Source organism: Dyella sp. NPDC103356 (genome assembly GCF_055584465.1).
Genome location: NZ_JBVJLZ010000001.1, coordinates 188,883 through 204,806, shown reverse-complemented (window position 1 = coordinate 204,806; position 15,924 = coordinate 188,883). Strand labels below are relative to the sequence as shown.

Genomic DNA, 15,924 nt, shown 5'->3' with positions numbered 1-15,924 from the left:
GGGTCAGGGAGTATTTCATTGATAGTGACCGGGAAAAAGCTCGTTGCGATCGAACCGGAATCCGGGTTGGGGCTATGTACGCGGGGCGAAACGTCGATAAATCCCTATGCCGCAAGGTTTTACTGCCCAGCCAGCTTGTTTCCCAGCGAGGCTGCCACGATATACAATGCGAACCATTCTTATTTGAGTCATCATTTGTGCGCCTGTCCGATTTACCGAAAGGTGCTGCCGCCGTGGTAGTCCAAGTTGACGATACCCAAGCTGACGATCCGATCGCGCAACGCCTGCGCGACCTGGGTTTCGTCGCTGGCGAGCCGGTGCGGCTGGTCGCGCGTGGGCCGCTGGGCGCCGATCCCCTGCTGGTGCAGATCGGGTCGACCCGCTTTGCCTTGCGTCGTAGCGAAGCGGCACGAGTGAGCGTGCAGGTGGATTCAGTATGAGCGCGACTACCTTGCGTATCGCCCTGGTGGGCAACCCCAACTGCGGCAAGACGGCGCTGTTCAACCTGCTTACCGGTGGCCGCCAGAAGGTAGCCAACTACGCGGGCGTCACCGTCGAGCGCAAGGAGGGCCGCTTCGTCACGCCGTCCGGCCGCGTGCTGCAATTGCTCGATTTGCCGGGCACTTACAGTTTCGACGCGAACAGTCCGGACGAGCAGATCACGCGCGATGTGTGCGAAGGCAACTATCCGGGCGAAGCCGCGCCGGATTTGATCGTGTGCGTGGCCGATGCGACCAACCTGCGATTGCATCTGCGCTTTGTGCTTGAGGTGAAGCGGCTGGGCCGCCCGGTAGTGCTGGCCTTGAACATGATGGATGCAGCCAAGCGTCGCGGCATCGTGATCGACGTGGCCGAATTGCAGCATCGCCTCGGTGTGCCGGTCGTGGAAACGGTGGCGGTGAAACGCGGCGGTGCAAAGGCGCTGATCGAGCGTGTGGACGGCGATATTCCGGTCGCTGCGCCAGCCGAGGCGGACGATGCCGCCAGCCGTGCCGGCCTGCATGAGCAGGTGCGTGCCTTGCTTGCCGCCACCGTCACCATGCCACGCGCTACGGCGGCGATCGACGATGCGCTCGATCGCTGGGCGCTACACCCGGTGTTCGGTCTCGGCATTCTGGCCGTGCTGATGTTTCTGATCTTTCAGGCGGTGTTCTCCTGGGCCAAGCCGATCATGGATGCGATCCAGGATGGCATCACGGCGCTGGGCGTGTGGGTCACTGCCGCCTTGCCCGCCGAAAGCGCGCTGCACAGCCTGCTCAACGACGGCGTCTTTGCCGGCCTGGGTGCCGTGCTGGTGTTCCTGCCGCAGATTCTGATCCTGTTCCTGTTTATTCTGATTCTCGAAGAATCGGGCTATCTGCCGCGCGCGGCGTTTCTGCTCGATCGCCTGATGTTCAAGGCAGGCCTGACCGGGCGTGCATTCATTCCCTTGTTGTCGAGTTTTGCCTGTGCGATTCCCGGCATCATGGCGACGCGCAGCATTACCGATCCACGCGACCGCCTGACCACGATCCTGGTCGCACCGTTGATGACCTGCTCGGCGCGTTTGCCGGTGTATACGCTGCTGATCGCCGCGTTCATTCCCTCACGCACGGTCTGGGGCATTTTCAATCTGCAGGGCGTGGTGCTGTTTACGCTGTACGTGGTTGGCGTCGTCAGCGCGTTGGCTGTGGCGTGGGTGATCAAGCGCTTCCGCAAGGACAAGAGCGAGCACGCGCTGTTGATGGAGCTGCCGTCCTACCGCATGCCGCACGTGCGCGACGTGGCACTGGGCCTGTGGGAGCGCGCGAAGATCTTCCTCAAGCGCGTCGGCGGCATCATTCTGGCGCTCACCGTGCTGCTGTGGTTCCTGTCGAGTTTCCCGGGCGCACCCGAAGGGGCGACCCAGCCGGCCATCGATTACAGCTTTGCCGGCCGTATCGGTCATCTGATGGAGTACGTGTTCGCGCCGATCGGTTTCAACTGGCAGATCTGCATTGCCTTGATTCCCGGCCTTGCCGCGCGCGAAGTGGCGGTGTCGGCGCTGGGCACGGTATATGCGATGTCCGGCACCGACGATGCGGTGGCTAGCCAGCTTGGGCCGATGATCGCGCACACCTGGGGCCTGCCGACGGCGTTGTCGCTGCTGGCCTGGTACGTGTTCGCGCCGCAGTGCATGTCGACGCTGGCGGTGATTCGTCGCGAGACCAATTCGTGGCGTAATGTCGCGTTGACCGCGGGTTACCTGTTCGGCCTGGCTTACCTCGCCTCGCTGATCACCTATCAAGTGGCGAGGGCGTTGTCGTGAATACCTTTGCGGTTGTGCAGGCGGTCATTATCGGTTTGCTGGTACTCGGTAGCGCCTGCTACGCATTCCGCAAGCTGTTGCCTGGCGTCAGCACGCGCGTGCTGGCCAGCGCGTCGGCGAGCCTCAACAAGCCATGGCGCTCGTCGCTATTGCAGCGTCTGGGGCGCCGCCTGCAACCCAAGCAGGCCACCGGCAACTGCGGCGATGGCTGCGGCACGTGCGGTACCTGCGGCCCGACGCCGCCGAAGAACGCGCGCCCCGATGTGCAGCCGTTGGAGTTTCGTCCGCGGCAGCGGTGATCGTGCGGCGCTGCTCGACTACCCAGCCAACTGCAACACCTTGCGATGACGCCGCAGATCATCCCCCCAGGCAAGCAGCGTGGCCACCGCAAACACCCACGATGGCGATATCGGCAACGCCACGATAGCGATCAACAGGCCAATCCGCGCGATACCGGGACTGACGTAGAACCCTTCATGATCGTGACGCCGCCAGTAGCGACGCAGGCTGAGCCACAGCGCCGGCAGCAGAAAGGTGAAGCCCATACCTCGCGACAACGGCAGTAGCAGGCAAGGGATCAAACCGATAACCAACAGCAAGGGGACTGTTGCCAACCGCAAGCGCGGCCATCGCGCGGGTTCGTCTTCGTCACGACTGAGCCATTCGTCGAGCACAAAGTAGTAGCGCAGCGCGACCCACAGCAGGCCACACGCCCAGGCAACGCCGATGCCGAGAAGCGCCAGCCTGGGCATATCGGTCTGGCTCGAAAAAACAGTCGTTGCGGCGGCGCCAAGCATGACCACCAGCGACAACATCGACAGGACGCCGGCCATGAAAAGCAGCTGACTTCCGGAGACCGGATTTTTGTGCCCTACCGAAGTCCAGAAGCGAATCTGTTCCTGCGACACGGACGGCGGCAGATCTTCGATGAACGGGCCGGCCAGCTCGCGAATGAACTGCGGCATCACTTTCGCGCTGTTGGGCGTGAAGCCCGCGGCCAGCGCTCGCCACCAGGTGTAGGGACGCTGCAGTCGTGCAAGGCAGCGCTCCAGTGGTCGGCGCTGCATGTTCATGCGCGCTGCAAGCGCCTGGCGATGTTCGGGCATCAGTTCCCAGGCCAGCTGGCTGCGTCGTGACAGGCGTTGCAACGCCAGCGCATTGTGTCCGGCATGCACGTGATCGAGGTCGAAGAAATTCAGCAGCACATGCAGACATTTCGTTGGCATCGCCGGCTCGTCGCGATACAGGCGCCGCACCAGTTGCTGGCCGATATCGGCTTTGGCCCGGAATGACCAGAACGCCGGCTGTTCCTGCAGCCATTCGGACAGCATGCGGTCGTCGCCGGTGGCCGCTCGTCCAAATGCTTCGCTACAGAAAGCGTCGATATCCAGGCGTTGGGGCACGAAGACCGGCTCGGCGCGGATGACGGGCGTAGACGTCGGTTGTGGCTCCGAGGGCGGCGCTACGGGCGCCGCCATCGTTACTACCGGCTGCTGATTCGCCTGATGCCGGCGCATCTGCAACAAGCGCTGATAGGCTTCGTGCAGACGCTGAAAACCTTCCGGATCATCATCCGGGCGCGTATGCCGCAACTTGGCGGTATACGCACGCCGGATCTCGCGCTCGTCGGCATCGCGACCGACACCGAGCAGCTCGAACGGGTTCATCGCATCTGTTCCAGCGCATCGAGTGCACGGCCGAATTCGCGGTGGTGTTCGCGAATGCTCATATCGTCCTGCGATTCGAGGATCGAGCGGAAGCGGGCGATCCATTCCTGCAGTTGCGCACGTGCCTGGATGTGTTCTTCGTACAGGCGTTCGGCGCGCGCGATCAACGCCAGATTCTCCTGCTTGTCGCGCGGGTGAATCTTCAGTTCGTCCAGGCGCGCCAGGCGCGTACGGATCTCTTCCTGGCTGAGCAGGCCGGGGTTCTGCTCCAGGATCAGCTCGTATTTTTCGCCGGTCGCCAGTACCTGGGCCTCGACCTGCAACACGCCGTTGATATCGTAGGTAAAGCGCAGCTTCACCGCGCTCTCGGTGCGCGGGCGTTTCGGGTCGAGCTTGATCTCCAGCTCGCCGAGCTTGATGTTGTTGACCACCATCGGGCTTTCGCCCTGGTAGACCTTCAGGTTCAGCGCACGCTGCCCGTCGCGCATGGGCCAGAAGGTATCTTCGCGGCTTACCGGTACGACGCTGTTACGGTGGATGACCGGCGAATAGATGCCCGTCTGCACGCGGCCGTGATCGTCCATCTGGCCGATTTCGGTGCCGAGCGTGTAAGGGCAGACGTCGGTAAGAATCACTTCTTCCAGCCGTTCGTCACGGCTCTTCATGCCCGCCGCCACGCAGGCGCCGAGGGCGATGGTCTGGTCCGGGTGAATATGGCGCATCGGCAACCGGCCGAACATGCGCGCGATCAGGCGCGATACCAGCGGCATGCGGCTGGCACCGCCAACCAGCACGATCTCGTCGAGTTGCTCGGGTTGCACGCGCGCGTCGCGCATGGCGCGCTCCAGCGGCGTGCGCATGCGCTGTAGCAGGGGATCGACGATCTGATTGAAGCGGTCCTGGGTGATCGACCAGTCGATCTGGCGCTCGCCGAGCGCGAAGTTCAGGCGTACCTCGGTCTGTTGGCTCAGTTCGCGCTTTACCAGCTCCAGTCGGCGACGCAGCTGGCCAAGCTGTTGCGCACTCAGATCATGGCTGCCGAGCTTGTGATCGGCGAGAAAGGCGGCTTCGAGCGCATCGAGAAAATCTTCGCCGCCCAGGAAGTTGTCGCCCGCGCTGGCATGCACTTCCACCACGCCATCGAACAATTCCAGCACGGTGACGTCAAAGGTACCGCCGCCGAGATCGAACACCAGAAAACGCGCGCCGTCGCGCTGTTCCTGGATACCGTAGGCAAGTGCGGCGGCGGTCGGCTCGTTGATCAGGCGCTCGACGCGAATGCCGGCCAGTTCGCCGGCCGCCCGAGTGGCCTTGCGTTGCGCGTCGGAGAAATACGCCGGCACGCTGATCACCGCTTCAGTGACTTTTTCGCCAGTAGCGGCTTCGGCGTCGGCAATCAGCGAACGCAGGATCAGCGCGGATAACTCTTCCGGGCGAAAGCTGCGTTTGCCGAGTTTTGTTTCACGCGCCGTGCCCATCCAGCGCTTGAACGATGCAACGCTCGCCTCGGGGTGGCTGACCATGCGGTCGCGCGCGGCCTGGCCGATGATCACATGGCCGTCATCGTCCACGCTGACCACTGAAGGCGTCAGTACGTCGCCGAGTGCATTGGGAAACAGGCGTGATCCGGTTTCGTCGAAACGTCCGATCAGCGAATGGGTAGTACCTAAATCAATACCGACGATCATCCGTGATGGCCCCTCACAAAGGATGGTGTGTGATATGGAAAGGTGGAGCGGCGTTACATGCGGAACACGCCATAACGCTGTGGCTCGATCGGCGCATTGAGCGAGGCGGAGATCGCCAGGCCAAGCACGCGCCGCGTATCGGCCGGATCGATGATGCCGTCGTCCCAGAGCCGCGCGCTGGCGTAGTACGGGTGTCCCTGGCGTTCGTACTGGTCGCGGATCGGCGCCTTGAAACTTTCTTCGTCCTCGGCGCTCCAGCTCTTGCCGGATGCCTCGATACCGTCGCGGCGCACCGTCGCCAGTACTGAAGCGGCCTGTTCGCCACCCATGACGCTGATGCGCGAGTTCGGCCACATCCACAGGAAGCGCGCGCCGTACGCGCGGCCGCACATGGCGTAGTTGCCCGCGCCGAAACTGCCGCCGATCACCACGGTGAACTTGGGCACATGCGAGCAGGCCACGGCGGTGACCATCTTGGCGCCGTCTTTGGCGATACCGGCGTTCTCGTACTTCTTGCCCACCATGAAGCCGGTGATGTTCTGCAGGAACACCAGCGGCACATTGCGCTGGTTGCACAGCTCGATGAAGTGCGCGCCCTTGAGTGCGCTCTCCGAAAACAGGATGCCGTTATTGGCGATGATGCCGACCGGATAACCGTGGATATGCGCGAAACCGCAGACCAGGGTCTTGCCGTAGCGCGCCTTGAACTCGTGGAACTCGGAACCGTCGACAATGCGCGCGATCACTTCGCGGATATCGAACGGGCGGCGCGTATCGGCCGGAATCACGCCGTAGAGTTCTTCGGCCGGATAGCGCGGCTCGCTCGGCGCACGCAAGGCCAGCGGCATGTCCTTGCGGCTGTTGAGGCTTGCAACGATATCGCGCGCGATCGACAGCGCGTGCGCGTCGTTCTCGGCGTAGTGATCGGCGACGCCGGAAACGGAGGTATGCACATCGGCACCGCCGAGTGCTTCGGCATCGACCACTTCGCCGGTCGCCGCCTTCACCAGCGGCGGGCCGCCGAGAAAGATCGTGCCCTGTTCGCGCACGATGATCGTTTCGTCGCTCATCGCCGGCACATACGCACCGCCTGCCGTGCACGAGCCCATGACGACGGCGATCTGCGGAATGCCTAAGCCGGACATGCGCGCCTGGTTGTAGAAGATGCGGCCGAAGTGTTCCTTGTCCGGAAAGACTTCGTCCTGCAAGGGCAGAAAGGCGCCGCCCGAGTCGACCAGATAGATGCAGGGCAGGCGGTTTTCCAGCGCCACTTCCTGGGCGCGCAGATGCTTCTTCACCGTCATCGGGAAATACGTGCCGCCCTTGACGGTCGCGTCGTTGGCGACCACCACCACTTCGATGCCGTTGACGCGGCCGATGCCGGTGATGATCCCCGCCGCCGGTGCCGCATCGTCGTACATGCCGTGCGCGGCCAGCGGAGAAAGCTCGAGGAAGGGCGAGCCTGGATCGAGCAGGGCGCGGATACGCTCGCGCGGTAGCAGCTTGCCGCGGGCGGTGTGCTTCTCGCGTGCCTTTTCGCCGCCGCCTTCCGCGCTACGCGTCAATTCGCGCCTGAGGTCGTCGACCAGTCCTCGCAACTGCTCGCTGCTGGCCTGGAAGTCGGGCGAACGCGGATCGATCTGTGACGCGATGACACTCATGAGGACGGCTGCCGTGCTGGATCAAGCAGGAGATGATAATGGGGAACAGGGAAGGGGGAACAGGGAACGGTGAAGAGCGTCGCGGCGTGTAGTTCGCCGCAAACTCGCTTTCCCGTTCTCCATTCCCAGCTCCCCGTTCCCCAAAAAAAAAACCGGCCGCATAAAGCGGCCGGTTTTTTTTGCAGTGGAAACCCGAAAGGCTTAGTGGCCCTTCATGGCGTCCTTGGCTTTGTCGGCAGCTTCTTTAGCATTGCCGGCAGCGTCCTTGGCAGCGTCGGCGGCCTTACCGGCAGCGTCAGCAGCGTTGGCAGCAGCGTCCTTAGCCTGGTCAGCAGCAGCCGGAGCAGCAGCGGTCGAGGCGGGAGCAGCGGCGGAAGCGGAAGCGGCAGCCTGCTGAGCCTGGTCGGCAGCCTGGCCAGCGGTGTCGGCAGCAGCCTTAGCCTGGTCGGCGGCCTGATCGGTCGCAGCGCCCGGGGCCGCAGCAGCAGCCTTCTGAGCCTGATCAGCAGCCTGCTGAGCCTGGTCAGCCGACTTCTGAGCGTCCTGCGCGGAATCCTGCGCGCCGTTGCTGCAAGCCGCCAGCAGCGCGACGAGCGCGGAGGCGAGTAGGGTACGCGTGAACTTCATTGTGAATCTCCTTAGCCGTGGAATGCCGTTTGGCGGGCGTATTAATAACGCGTTCCCCGATTTCACGCTAGCTCTTTGTGAAGATAGCTTCAGGACGCAGTTAAACGACGTTCGCGACCGGCACCGGGTTTTTGCACCCCGATCCCGGCGCTGTTCAGTTAAGTAAAGTAAAGGTCAGCCGTCCAGACGCTCGATCGCGATCGCGGTGGCTTCGCCGCCGCCGATGCACAGCGATGCCACGCCACGCTTCAAACCGCGTACTTTCAAGGCGTTGAGCAAGGTGACCACCAGACGTGCGCCGCTGGCGCCGATCGGGTGGCCCAGAGCGCAGGCGCCGCCATTGACGTTGACCTTGTCGTGCGGGATGCCCAGCTCCTTGATCGGCGTCATCGCGACCACGGCAAACGCCTCGTTGATCTCGAACAGGTCGACATCGCCGACCTTCCAGCCGGCCTTGTCCAGCACCTTCTGGATCGCGCCGACCGGCGCGGTGGTGAACCACTCCGGCTCCTGCGAATGGGTGGCGTGCGCCACGATGCGGGCCAGCGGCTTGAGGCCGCGCGCCTGGGCGTCGTCAGCCGAAAGCATAACGACCGCGGCGGCGCCGTCGGAGATGCTCGACGAACTGGCAGCGGTGATCGTGCCGTTTTCCTTGCGGAACGCCGGCTTCAGCGTTGGGATCTTGCCGATATCCGAACGGCCGGGCTGCTCGTCGGTATCGACCAGGACGTCGCCCTTGCGACCGGACACCGTGACCGGCACGATTTCATCGGCAAACGCGCCGCTCTGCTGCGCGGCCTGCGCACGCTTGACCGATTCGATCGCGAACGCGTCCTGCTCTTCGCGGGTGAAGTGGTACTTGTCGGCGCACAGTTCGCCGAACACGCCCATCGCCTTGCCGTCATACGGATTGGTCAGGCCGTCCCACGCCATGTGATCGACCAGTTGGCCGTCGCCGTAGCGAATGCCGGTGCGGGCATTGACCATGTGCGGTGCATTGGTCATCGACTCCATGCCGCCGGCGACAACCACGGTGGCCGAGCCGGCCTTGATCAGGTCGTGGCCGAACATGATGGCTTTCATGCCCGAACCGCAGACCTTGTTGATGGTGGTGGCGCCGGTACTGACCGGAATACCCGCCTTGATCGCTGCCTGACGCGCCGGCGCCTGGCCGAGGTTGGCCGGCAGCACGCAGCCGACGATCACTTCATTGACGTCCTTGGCCGCGATACCGGACTGTTCCAGTGCGGCGCCGATAGCGGTAGCGCCCAGGGTCGGCGTGGGGACGCCGGTGAACTGGCCGAGGAAAGAACCGATGGCGGTGCGCTTGGCACCGACGATAACAACGTCCGACATGGAAAACTCCACAGATACGGCGGGAAGAATCCGCTGATTATCGCAGCGCAGCACAGGCCGGGCAAACGGCTGCCCGCTGAGACGCGGCGCGGGTTTTCACGCAATTAGTTGCGATTATGTTGTGTCAATATGCACTTAAGACAGCGAGGGGTCGCTGTTTTCAACGGCTGTGCCCAACGTATTCAGGGGCGGGGACGGACAATATGAAAGCGGGAATACACGGACTGCGTCGCCGGCAGGCGGCCGTACTCATCGCGATGTCATTGAGCCTGAGCGCCTGCGGCGGGGGAGGCGGCGGCAATACACGCCCCACCGCACCACCGCCGGTGCCGCCGCCACCGAGCGGCCCGCCAGCTCCCGCACCGCCACCGCCGCCACAGCCGCCGATCGACGCGCAGCTCAACCTGACCGACACCTATGCCGCGCATAACGCCGGCTATGACGGTACCGGTGTGATCATCGGCGTCGTCGACAGCGGCATCATGCGCAACCATCCAGCGCTGGCCGGGCGGGTCAGCAATGAGCTGATCTATGTCGATCCGTCGCAGAACAACACCAAGATCGACGACGTCGTCGGCCACGGCACCTGGGTATCGGAAATTGCCGCGGGCAAACCCTTCGGCCAGTTCGTTGGCGGTATCGCACCGGGGGCGACGCTGGTGTCGGCGCGCATCATCAACGACCAGGAACCGACCGACGACGGCTCGGGCAACGGCAACCGCGTTGGTCCCGACGAAGGACAGTTCTTTGCCGGCGTCAACGACGACCTGATCAGCAATGGCGTCAAGGTGATGAACAACTCCTGGGGCGGGTTGTATTGGGATGCGACCGATACGGCAACGACCCAGGCCTTCGATGCCGCCTATAGCAAGTTTGTCAATCAGTACGGCGGTCTGGTGGTGTTTGCAGCCGGCAACGATTCCAAACCCAATCCGAGCGATGTAGCGGCGTTGCCCAGTCGCGCACCCGATCTCGAAAAGGGCTGGCTGACCGCGGTGGCGCTGGACAGCCTTCATCCGACCCAACTGGCCAGTTATTCGAACGCCTGCGGTATTGCGATGAACTACTGTCTGGCCGCGCCCGGCAATGTCATCGTCAGCGGCAAGGACGATACGCCGAGCAGTGAGAGTTATTGGATCGTCGAGGGCACTTCGTTCGCTGCACCGGAAGTTTCGGGTGCGGCGGCGCTGGTATGGCAGGCGTATCCCTATTTCACCAATGATCTGGTGCGTCAGACCCTGCTTGGCACTGCAAAGGATCTGGGGGCGCCCGGTCCCGATCCGGTGTTCGGTTACGGTGCGCTGGATGTCGGTGCCGCGGTGAATGGTCCGGAGAAATTCGACTGGGGCGATGTCATCGCGAATTTCAGCGGCATCTCGTCGAACTGGAATAACCCGATTTCCGGTGCGGGCGGCTTGATCAAGCAGGGCGACGGGATACTCAATCTCACCCAGCCGTCGACCTATACCGGACTGACGCAGGTGCAGGCGGGCGTGCTCAATGCGATCTCGCTGCAGTCGTCGGTCAACATCAGTGCGAACGCGCAGTTCTCCGCGTCGGCGGTTACCGGCAATGTCACCAATGCCGGTACCTTGGCGCTCAATAGTGCAAGCGCCACGGTCACCGGAAACTATACGCAGCAAAGTACAGGTCGTCTCGCGGTGCTGCTGGGAACGGAGCTCGACGTTACCGGCCACGCGCAGATCGATGGCGACTTGATGGTCATCGGCAAGACCACCGGCTATGTAGTCAATGCGCATACGACGGTATTGTCGGCAACCGGTGGCCTCAGCGGTACGTTCGCGACATTGAGTGTCAGTTCGAATGTTCCGCTGTTGCAGGCGACGGAGAACTACGACGCCAACAGTGCATGGCTCAACGTGCAGCAGGTCCAGGTGACCCAGGTGGGCGGCATTTCGTTTACGCCTGCGTCGTTCGGCGCCGCGCAGCGCCTCGATGCTGCGTTCAACCAGATCAACAACCAGCTCACCAATCCGCCACCGGCCAGTCCATCGCCCACGGTCAACCAGAGCTTTATCGACAGCGCGGCCAAAATCCAGCAAACCCCGACGACCAGCGCGCTGCAGCAGTCCCTGCAATCGCTCTCCGGTCAGTTGCATGCTGCCAGTGCGGCGATGACGTTCGAAGCCATCGATGCCGGCACGCAGGCGCTGTCCGATCGTTTCGATCAACTGCTCACAGGCCCCTCGATGGGTGGCTGGTCGCAGACGCTTGGCTATCACGGCAGCATGAATCGGAGCGGCTTCAACAGCGTCGGTTACGACTTGAACGGCTGGATGGTCGGGCAGGACTTCAAGTTCGGCAGCAACGGTATCGCTGGTTTTGCGGTCAGCCAGGCGCAGGGCCTCGGGCGTTTGAGCGAAAGCGCCGATCAAGGCAATAGCCGTTCGGTCGAGGGCATGCTCTACGGCGGTCTGATCAAGAACGACTGGTACGCCATGGGCCGTGTCGGCGTTGGCAACTATCGTGAAGATATGCGCCGCAACCTGCTGCTCGGCGCGGACAATGCCGCCGTGGCAAGCGATTCGCTTGGTCGCTATGAGGTGGCGTATGGCGAAAGCGGCTACCGTTTCCATCTCGGCAATGCGCTGATCACGCCCTATATGAACCTGCAATACGCGCAGATCGAGCGCAGTGCGATCAATGAACTCGGCGGCGATGGGTTCGGGCTGAAATCGGGCGGGCAGAGCATCGAGCGTTGGCAGGCAGGCCTCGGTGTACGCACCACGCAATCGTGGTCACTGGGCAGCGCCGGCAACCTGGGCCTGCAATTCAGCTTCCTCTGGCAGCAGGCGTTCGCGATGCGCGGCGACGTGTTCGATGCGAGTTTCGATGCGCTGAATCAGTGGGCGCCGGTCGGCGGTATCGGCGTATCGCGTTATGGTGGCGTAGCCGGCGCGACGCTCAACTGGGAATTTTCCAGACGTTCGAGTCTTATAGCTGGTTATGACCAGCACTTCGATCAGCATCAGTTGGGGAAAACCGGGACGTTGACGTATCGGTGGGAGTTTTAGAATCCCTCGCCACCCTGGCGCTCTGCGAGGAGAGAGTCAGGGTAGCGGGGACGCCATTGCCTTAAGGCAACTTGCTCACATCCACATCCGGCGGCACGCCAGCCGCTTCACGCGTAAACGTCTGTCCCGACGCGGTCGAATTGCTGAAGAAGCCATCGTTGCGCAGATAGAACTCCTTGCAATGAACGCCGCCGGCAAAATCGAGACGCTGTTTGTTCAAGCCTGTCGGGTCGACATCGAAATACGCTGACGTGACTTCACTCCACTGGCCCGATGCGTTGCGTGCCCATTGGTTGGCGAAGTTGCCTTGGCGCCCGATGTAGCCATAGGCCGGATCGAACGATTCGAGGAACGAGTACACGCCCGCCAGATAGCTGGACGTGCCGGCGTACTTCCACGTGGCAATCAGTTGCCAACTGGTGCTTCCTTTTTTCTCCGTGCCGAACCACGAGCTATACAAAGTATTGCCGCTGCCATCGGGTTGCGCGCGCGTCAGGAAACGATAGGTTTGCCCGGCTTTCCAGGGGAAGACCAGGTGGCTCTGGCCGCCCGTTCCTTCACCGCCAAACGTGTCGACGATGACGTTCGGGCCCTGCTTGACCAGGGTGGTCGGCGCGGTCGGCGAATCCCATACCGAGAACAGCACGCGACGTTCCGTCGCCGAATTCACCTGGATGCCGAAGTAGCCGACATTGAAGCCGTTGGCCATGTAGTACGAACCGATCGGATCCTGTCCCTTGGGCACCGTAACTTCGCTGTAGAAGTACTCGGTGTTGGTCGGCACGGTGAAACCCAGATGCACCGAGGGGCCGCGCAGCGACCAGTAGAAGTTGGTCGGGTCGTTGGCGAATACCGTACCGGCCGCGGTGGCGCTGCCGCCGATCTGCAGGTTGGAGATGTCGCCGTAGTAGCCGCCATCGGTGGACACGCCTTGCAGGTCGACCTTGACGTAGCCGGGCTTGTCGACAGTGAACGTTCCCGCGGAGAACGGCGCCGTGCCCGTGCTCGACAGATTCACCAGATGCGACTGGTGACCGATGCTGACTTTCACTGTGCTATGGCTGGCGCCGCTGAGTGAGCCGATCAGGGACAGGTCGAGCTGGCCGGCCTGTTGCACATCGAAATACGTGCTGATCACGGCCTGGGTCGAATCCCAGTTGTGCAGACCGTTGTCGTCGATGAGTTCGTCGCCGCTCGGCGACACGGTGGTGATGTACGCGTTGCCGCCCAGGGGTACCTGGGTGGGTGCGGTTTGGGCGAATGCAGAACAGCAGGACAGCGCGAGCAAAAGACCGGTCAAACGGTACGCAATAGGTCGCATGATTCCTCCCCAGGCTTACAGACGATGGTGCGAAGAAGGCCGTTCGAAACGAGGCAACGGCCGGAAAGCAGGCGTCTAAAGGCTGCAGGTGGCTGCAGCAATCGAAAAGATAAGTTTGCCAAACGAAGATTATCGAAAGTAAAGAGACTTGCAAGTGCTTTCGATAGCTAGTGAAAAACTTTCATGTGACCGCGTTGGCATTCGGGGCGAAAACCCGACTAGCTTGTAGGAGCGGCTTCAGCCGCGACCGGCCGTGACGTAACGGCAGTCGCGGCTGAAGTCGCTCCTGCAAAAGGATTTGGGTTTACCGCAGACAGGCGGTCAGACGAGCGTGACGTTCACACCCGCATTGCGCAGCGATTCCACCGACCTGGCTTCGGCGCTGCTATCGGTGATCACGCGGTGCAGCTGCTGTACGGGCGTAATCACCGACAGGCTGCGTTGGCCAAGCTTGCTCGCATCGAACACGGCGATGGTTTCGCGCGATACGCGTATCATCAATGCATTGAGCGAGGCTTCGAGCGGGTCGGGCGTGGTGACGCCGACCACCGGGTCGAGGCCGTCGACGCCGAGGAACAACTTGTCGGCGGAAAGCTTCGAGAGTGCCTGCTCGGCATCCGGGCCGACCAGCGAGTACGAGGTATCGCGCAACAGGCCGCCGAGCATCATCACGCGAATGTGTGGCAGGCCCGACAACTCCAGCGCGATGTTGAGCGCATTGGTGATGACGGTGAGCGATTCGAATTTCATCTGCCGGATCTGCCGGGCGATTTCCACGGTGGTGGAACCCGAATCCAGGATGATCGTTTCACCATCGCGGATCAGCGTGGCCGCGGCCTGGCCGATGCGCAGCTTCTGCGCGTGGTAGCGCGTTTCCTTGATATTGAGCGGCGTGTCGTGCGTGTTGGTCTGGGTGGCGGGCAGGGCGCCGCCGTGCGCGCGGGCGATCGCACTGCTGCGCGCCAGTTGCTCCAGGTCGTTGCGGATGGTGACCGTCGAAATGCCGAAACGATTGGCCAGTTCGTCCACCGTCGCGCGGCCCTGGGCCTCGACGTAATCCACGATCATCCGGCGGCGCTCTTCGGCCAGCAGGCGTTTGGAAGGTGCAGCGCTTTGTTCACTCATGAGGTAGGCGCAATAACCGGGCAGCGTTGTCGTGGTAGACCTTACGCAGGATGGCATCGGGCAAGCCCAGGCCGTATATCGACCAGCGCCCCTGCGGCGGCGTCTGAGCAGGAGCATAGTCGAAATACTCGTCTTCTGTTTCCAGGAAGCGGTAATAAATCTCGTAGAGCTCGTCACAGAACAGCTGCTGCGGCACGTCGTTGCCGAACGGCGGCGGGACCGCGTCGGTACCGAACAGGATGCGGTCCTGATACTTGTCGAAAAACTGCCGTGCCGCCCGCGGCTGGCGGCCCAGCTCGCCGATACGCGCGCTGATATCCACCAGGGTGTTGGGGAAGCGGTCGAGGCAGGCTGCGACGGCGGCCAGGTTCTCCGCGCCGTTGCCGACGTGCATCAGGGCGAAGGTGGTGTTGGGGTGCCGCGCGATCATCCGGTCCCGTGCGGCCAGGATCTCGGCGTTGCTGGGGAACTCCGGGCCGTAGAACGACCAGTCCGGATGGTTGGCCAGCTCTTCGTAGCGCTCGTTGGTGGCATCGGTCGGCAGGAAGAACGCTTCCGGGTCCGATACATGCAGGAACACCGGCATGCCGTGGCCGGCGCAGGCTTCCCACATCGTGTCGAAGCGCGTGTCGTCGACGCCGATCAGTTCGCCCTCGTCGATGTTCTCGCGCAGATACAGCCCCAGCGACTTGAGCAGCTTGAGGCCGCGAGCGCCCACGCGATGCGCGTGCTCGATCGCATCGGCCTGCAACTGCGCAAAGTTCGGTTCCGCAAACAGGCCGTAGGATGGCTCGGTCATGGTCAGAAAGCGACCGGGGGCTGCCTGGTCGAAACGACGGATGCTTTCTTCCAGCCCTTTGCCCACACCGCCAGTGAGATTGATCATTGTGCGGATGCCTTTGCGATCCATCACCGGCAGCAGGTCGGCCGGTTCGGCAAAGACCGTCACTTCCTCGCCCACGCACACGCCGCTGCGTACGTTGGTGGTCCAGGTCAGATGCGCGTGCGCGTCGATCACCGGAAAGCGTGGTGTATCGATCGGCGTGCGCGATGCATGCAGCATGCTGCGCGGTTTGAAATCGCGCAGACGCAGGTCGGCCTTGCTCGCATCCGGTTGCGTCTGCAGCTGATTCTTACCGCTTTCCACGCGCACGTTT

Annotated in this window: 12 protein-coding genes; 4 read left to right on the top strand and 8 right to left on the bottom strand. The window is 62.7% G+C overall.

Annotation, left to right across the window (positions count from 1 at the left end):
* Nucleotides 1–197 precede the first annotated feature (197 nt).
* The 3 genes from ACZ6WW_RS00810 to ACZ6WW_RS00800 are packed head-to-tail and all read left to right on the top strand — an operon-like array spanning nucleotide 198 to nucleotide 2,586.
* The gene (locus ACZ6WW_RS00810) at nucleotides 198–440 is read left to right on the top strand and encodes a FeoA family protein (protein ID WP_281852529.1); all 243 of its coding nucleotides are present in this window, start codon (nucleotides 198–200) and stop codon (nucleotides 438–440) included.
* The gene (feoB, locus tag ACZ6WW_RS00805) at nucleotides 437–2,287 is read left to right on the top strand and encodes a ferrous iron transport protein B (RefSeq protein WP_281852530.1); all 1,851 of its coding nucleotides are present in this window, start codon (nucleotides 437–439) and stop codon (nucleotides 2,285–2,287) included. Before ACZ6WW_RS00810 ends, feoB begins: the two co-directional genes overlap by 4 nt.
* Entirely contained in the window at nucleotides 2,284–2,586 is a 303-nt protein-coding gene (locus tag ACZ6WW_RS00800) for a DUF6587 family protein (protein WP_465272567.1), read from the top strand. The genes feoB and ACZ6WW_RS00800 overlap by 4 nt, the downstream gene beginning before the upstream one ends.
* An 18-nt stretch (nucleotides 2,587–2,604) precedes the next feature.
* Here the strand turns inward: ACZ6WW_RS00800 and ACZ6WW_RS00795 are convergent, their stop codons facing one another.
* From ACZ6WW_RS00795 to ACZ6WW_RS00775, 5 genes are all read right to left on the bottom strand, one after another.
* A complete protein-coding gene (locus ACZ6WW_RS00795; RefSeq protein WP_465272566.1) occupies nucleotides 2,605–3,954 on the bottom strand; it encodes a J domain-containing protein in 1,350 nt (449 codons plus the stop codon).
* The gene (locus tag ACZ6WW_RS00790; protein WP_465272565.1) at nucleotides 3,951–5,642 is read right to left on the bottom strand and encodes a molecular chaperone HscC; all 1,692 of its coding nucleotides are present in this window, start codon (nucleotides 5,640–5,642) and stop codon (nucleotides 3,951–3,953) included. The genes ACZ6WW_RS00795 and ACZ6WW_RS00790 overlap by 4 nt, the downstream gene beginning before the upstream one ends.
* 53 nt (nucleotides 5,643–5,695) lie before the next feature.
* On the bottom strand, nucleotides 5,696–7,303 hold the full coding sequence (locus ACZ6WW_RS00785) for a carboxyl transferase domain-containing protein (RefSeq protein ID WP_465272564.1): 1,608 nt from the start codon (nucleotides 7,301–7,303) through the stop codon (nucleotides 5,696–5,698).
* Between the two features lie 201 nt (nucleotides 7,304–7,504).
* Entirely contained in the window at nucleotides 7,505–7,930 is a 426-nt protein-coding gene (locus tag ACZ6WW_RS00780) for a hypothetical protein (RefSeq protein WP_281852536.1), read from the bottom strand.
* A 174-nt stretch (nucleotides 7,931–8,104) separates the two neighbouring features.
* Nucleotides 8,105–9,286, bottom strand: a complete 1,182-nt coding sequence (locus ACZ6WW_RS00775; RefSeq protein ID WP_281852537.1) for a thiolase family protein — start codon at nucleotides 9,284–9,286, stop codon at nucleotides 8,105–8,107.
* 203 nt (nucleotides 9,287–9,489) lie between these two features.
* Here ACZ6WW_RS00775 and ACZ6WW_RS00770 point away from each other — a divergent pair, with 203 nt between their 5' ends.
* Nucleotides 9,490–12,321, top strand: a complete 2,832-nt coding sequence (locus ACZ6WW_RS00770) for a S8 family serine peptidase (RefSeq protein WP_465272563.1) — start codon at nucleotides 9,490–9,492, stop codon at nucleotides 12,319–12,321.
* Nucleotides 12,322–12,382: 61 nt separating this feature from the next.
* On the opposite strand, the gene ACZ6WW_RS00765 is transcribed toward ACZ6WW_RS00770, so the two are convergent.
* From ACZ6WW_RS00765 to ACZ6WW_RS00755, 3 genes are all read right to left on the bottom strand, one after another.
* Entirely contained in the window at nucleotides 12,383–13,642 is a 1,260-nt protein-coding gene (locus tag ACZ6WW_RS00765; protein ID WP_465272562.1) for a DUF3472 domain-containing protein, read from the bottom strand.
* A 321-nt stretch (nucleotides 13,643–13,963) separates the two neighbouring features.
* A complete protein-coding gene (gene agaR / locus ACZ6WW_RS00760) occupies nucleotides 13,964–14,767 on the bottom strand; it encodes a transcriptional repressor AgaR (RefSeq protein WP_465272561.1) in 804 nt (267 codons plus the stop codon).
* Nucleotides 14,760–15,914 (bottom strand): amidohydrolase family protein, encoded by a 1,155-nt coding sequence (locus ACZ6WW_RS00755; RefSeq protein WP_465272560.1) that lies wholly within the window; start codon nucleotides 15,912–15,914, stop codon nucleotides 14,760–14,762. The genes agaR and ACZ6WW_RS00755 overlap by 8 nt, the downstream gene beginning before the upstream one ends.
* Between the last annotated feature and the right edge of the window lie 10 nt (nucleotides 15,915–15,924).

Excerpts from the sequence above, each read along its gene's own strand:
- feoB (WP_281852530.1), top strand. The coding sequence starts at position 437 with ATGAGCGCGACTACCTTGCGTATCGCCCTGGTGGGCAACCCCAACTGC.
- ACZ6WW_RS00795 (WP_465272566.1), bottom strand. The coding sequence starts at position 3,954 with ATGAACCCGTTCGAGCTGCTCGGTGTCGGTCGCGATGCCGACGAGCGC.
- ACZ6WW_RS00790 (WP_465272565.1), bottom strand. The coding sequence starts at position 5,642 with ATGATCGTCGGTATTGATTTAGGTACTACCCATTCGCTGATCGGACGT.
- ACZ6WW_RS00785 (WP_465272564.1), bottom strand. The coding sequence starts at position 7,303 with ATGAGTGTCATCGCGTCACAGATCGATCCGCGTTCGCCCGACTTCCAG.
- ACZ6WW_RS00780 (WP_281852536.1), bottom strand. The coding sequence starts at position 7,930 with ATGAAGTTCACGCGTACCCTACTCGCCTCCGCGCTCGTCGCGCTGCTG.
- ACZ6WW_RS00775 (WP_281852537.1), bottom strand. The coding sequence starts at position 9,286 with ATGTCGGACGTTGTTATCGTCGGTGCCAAGCGCACCGCCATCGGTTCT.
- ACZ6WW_RS00770 (WP_465272563.1), top strand. The coding sequence starts at position 9,490 with ATGAAAGCGGGAATACACGGACTGCGTCGCCGGCAGGCGGCCGTACTC.
- ACZ6WW_RS00765 (WP_465272562.1), bottom strand. The coding sequence starts at position 13,642 with ATGCGACCTATTGCGTACCGTTTGACCGGTCTTTTGCTCGCGCTGTCC.
- agaR (WP_465272561.1), bottom strand. The coding sequence starts at position 14,767 with ATGAGTGAACAAAGCGCTGCACCTTCCAAACGCCTGCTGGCCGAAGAG.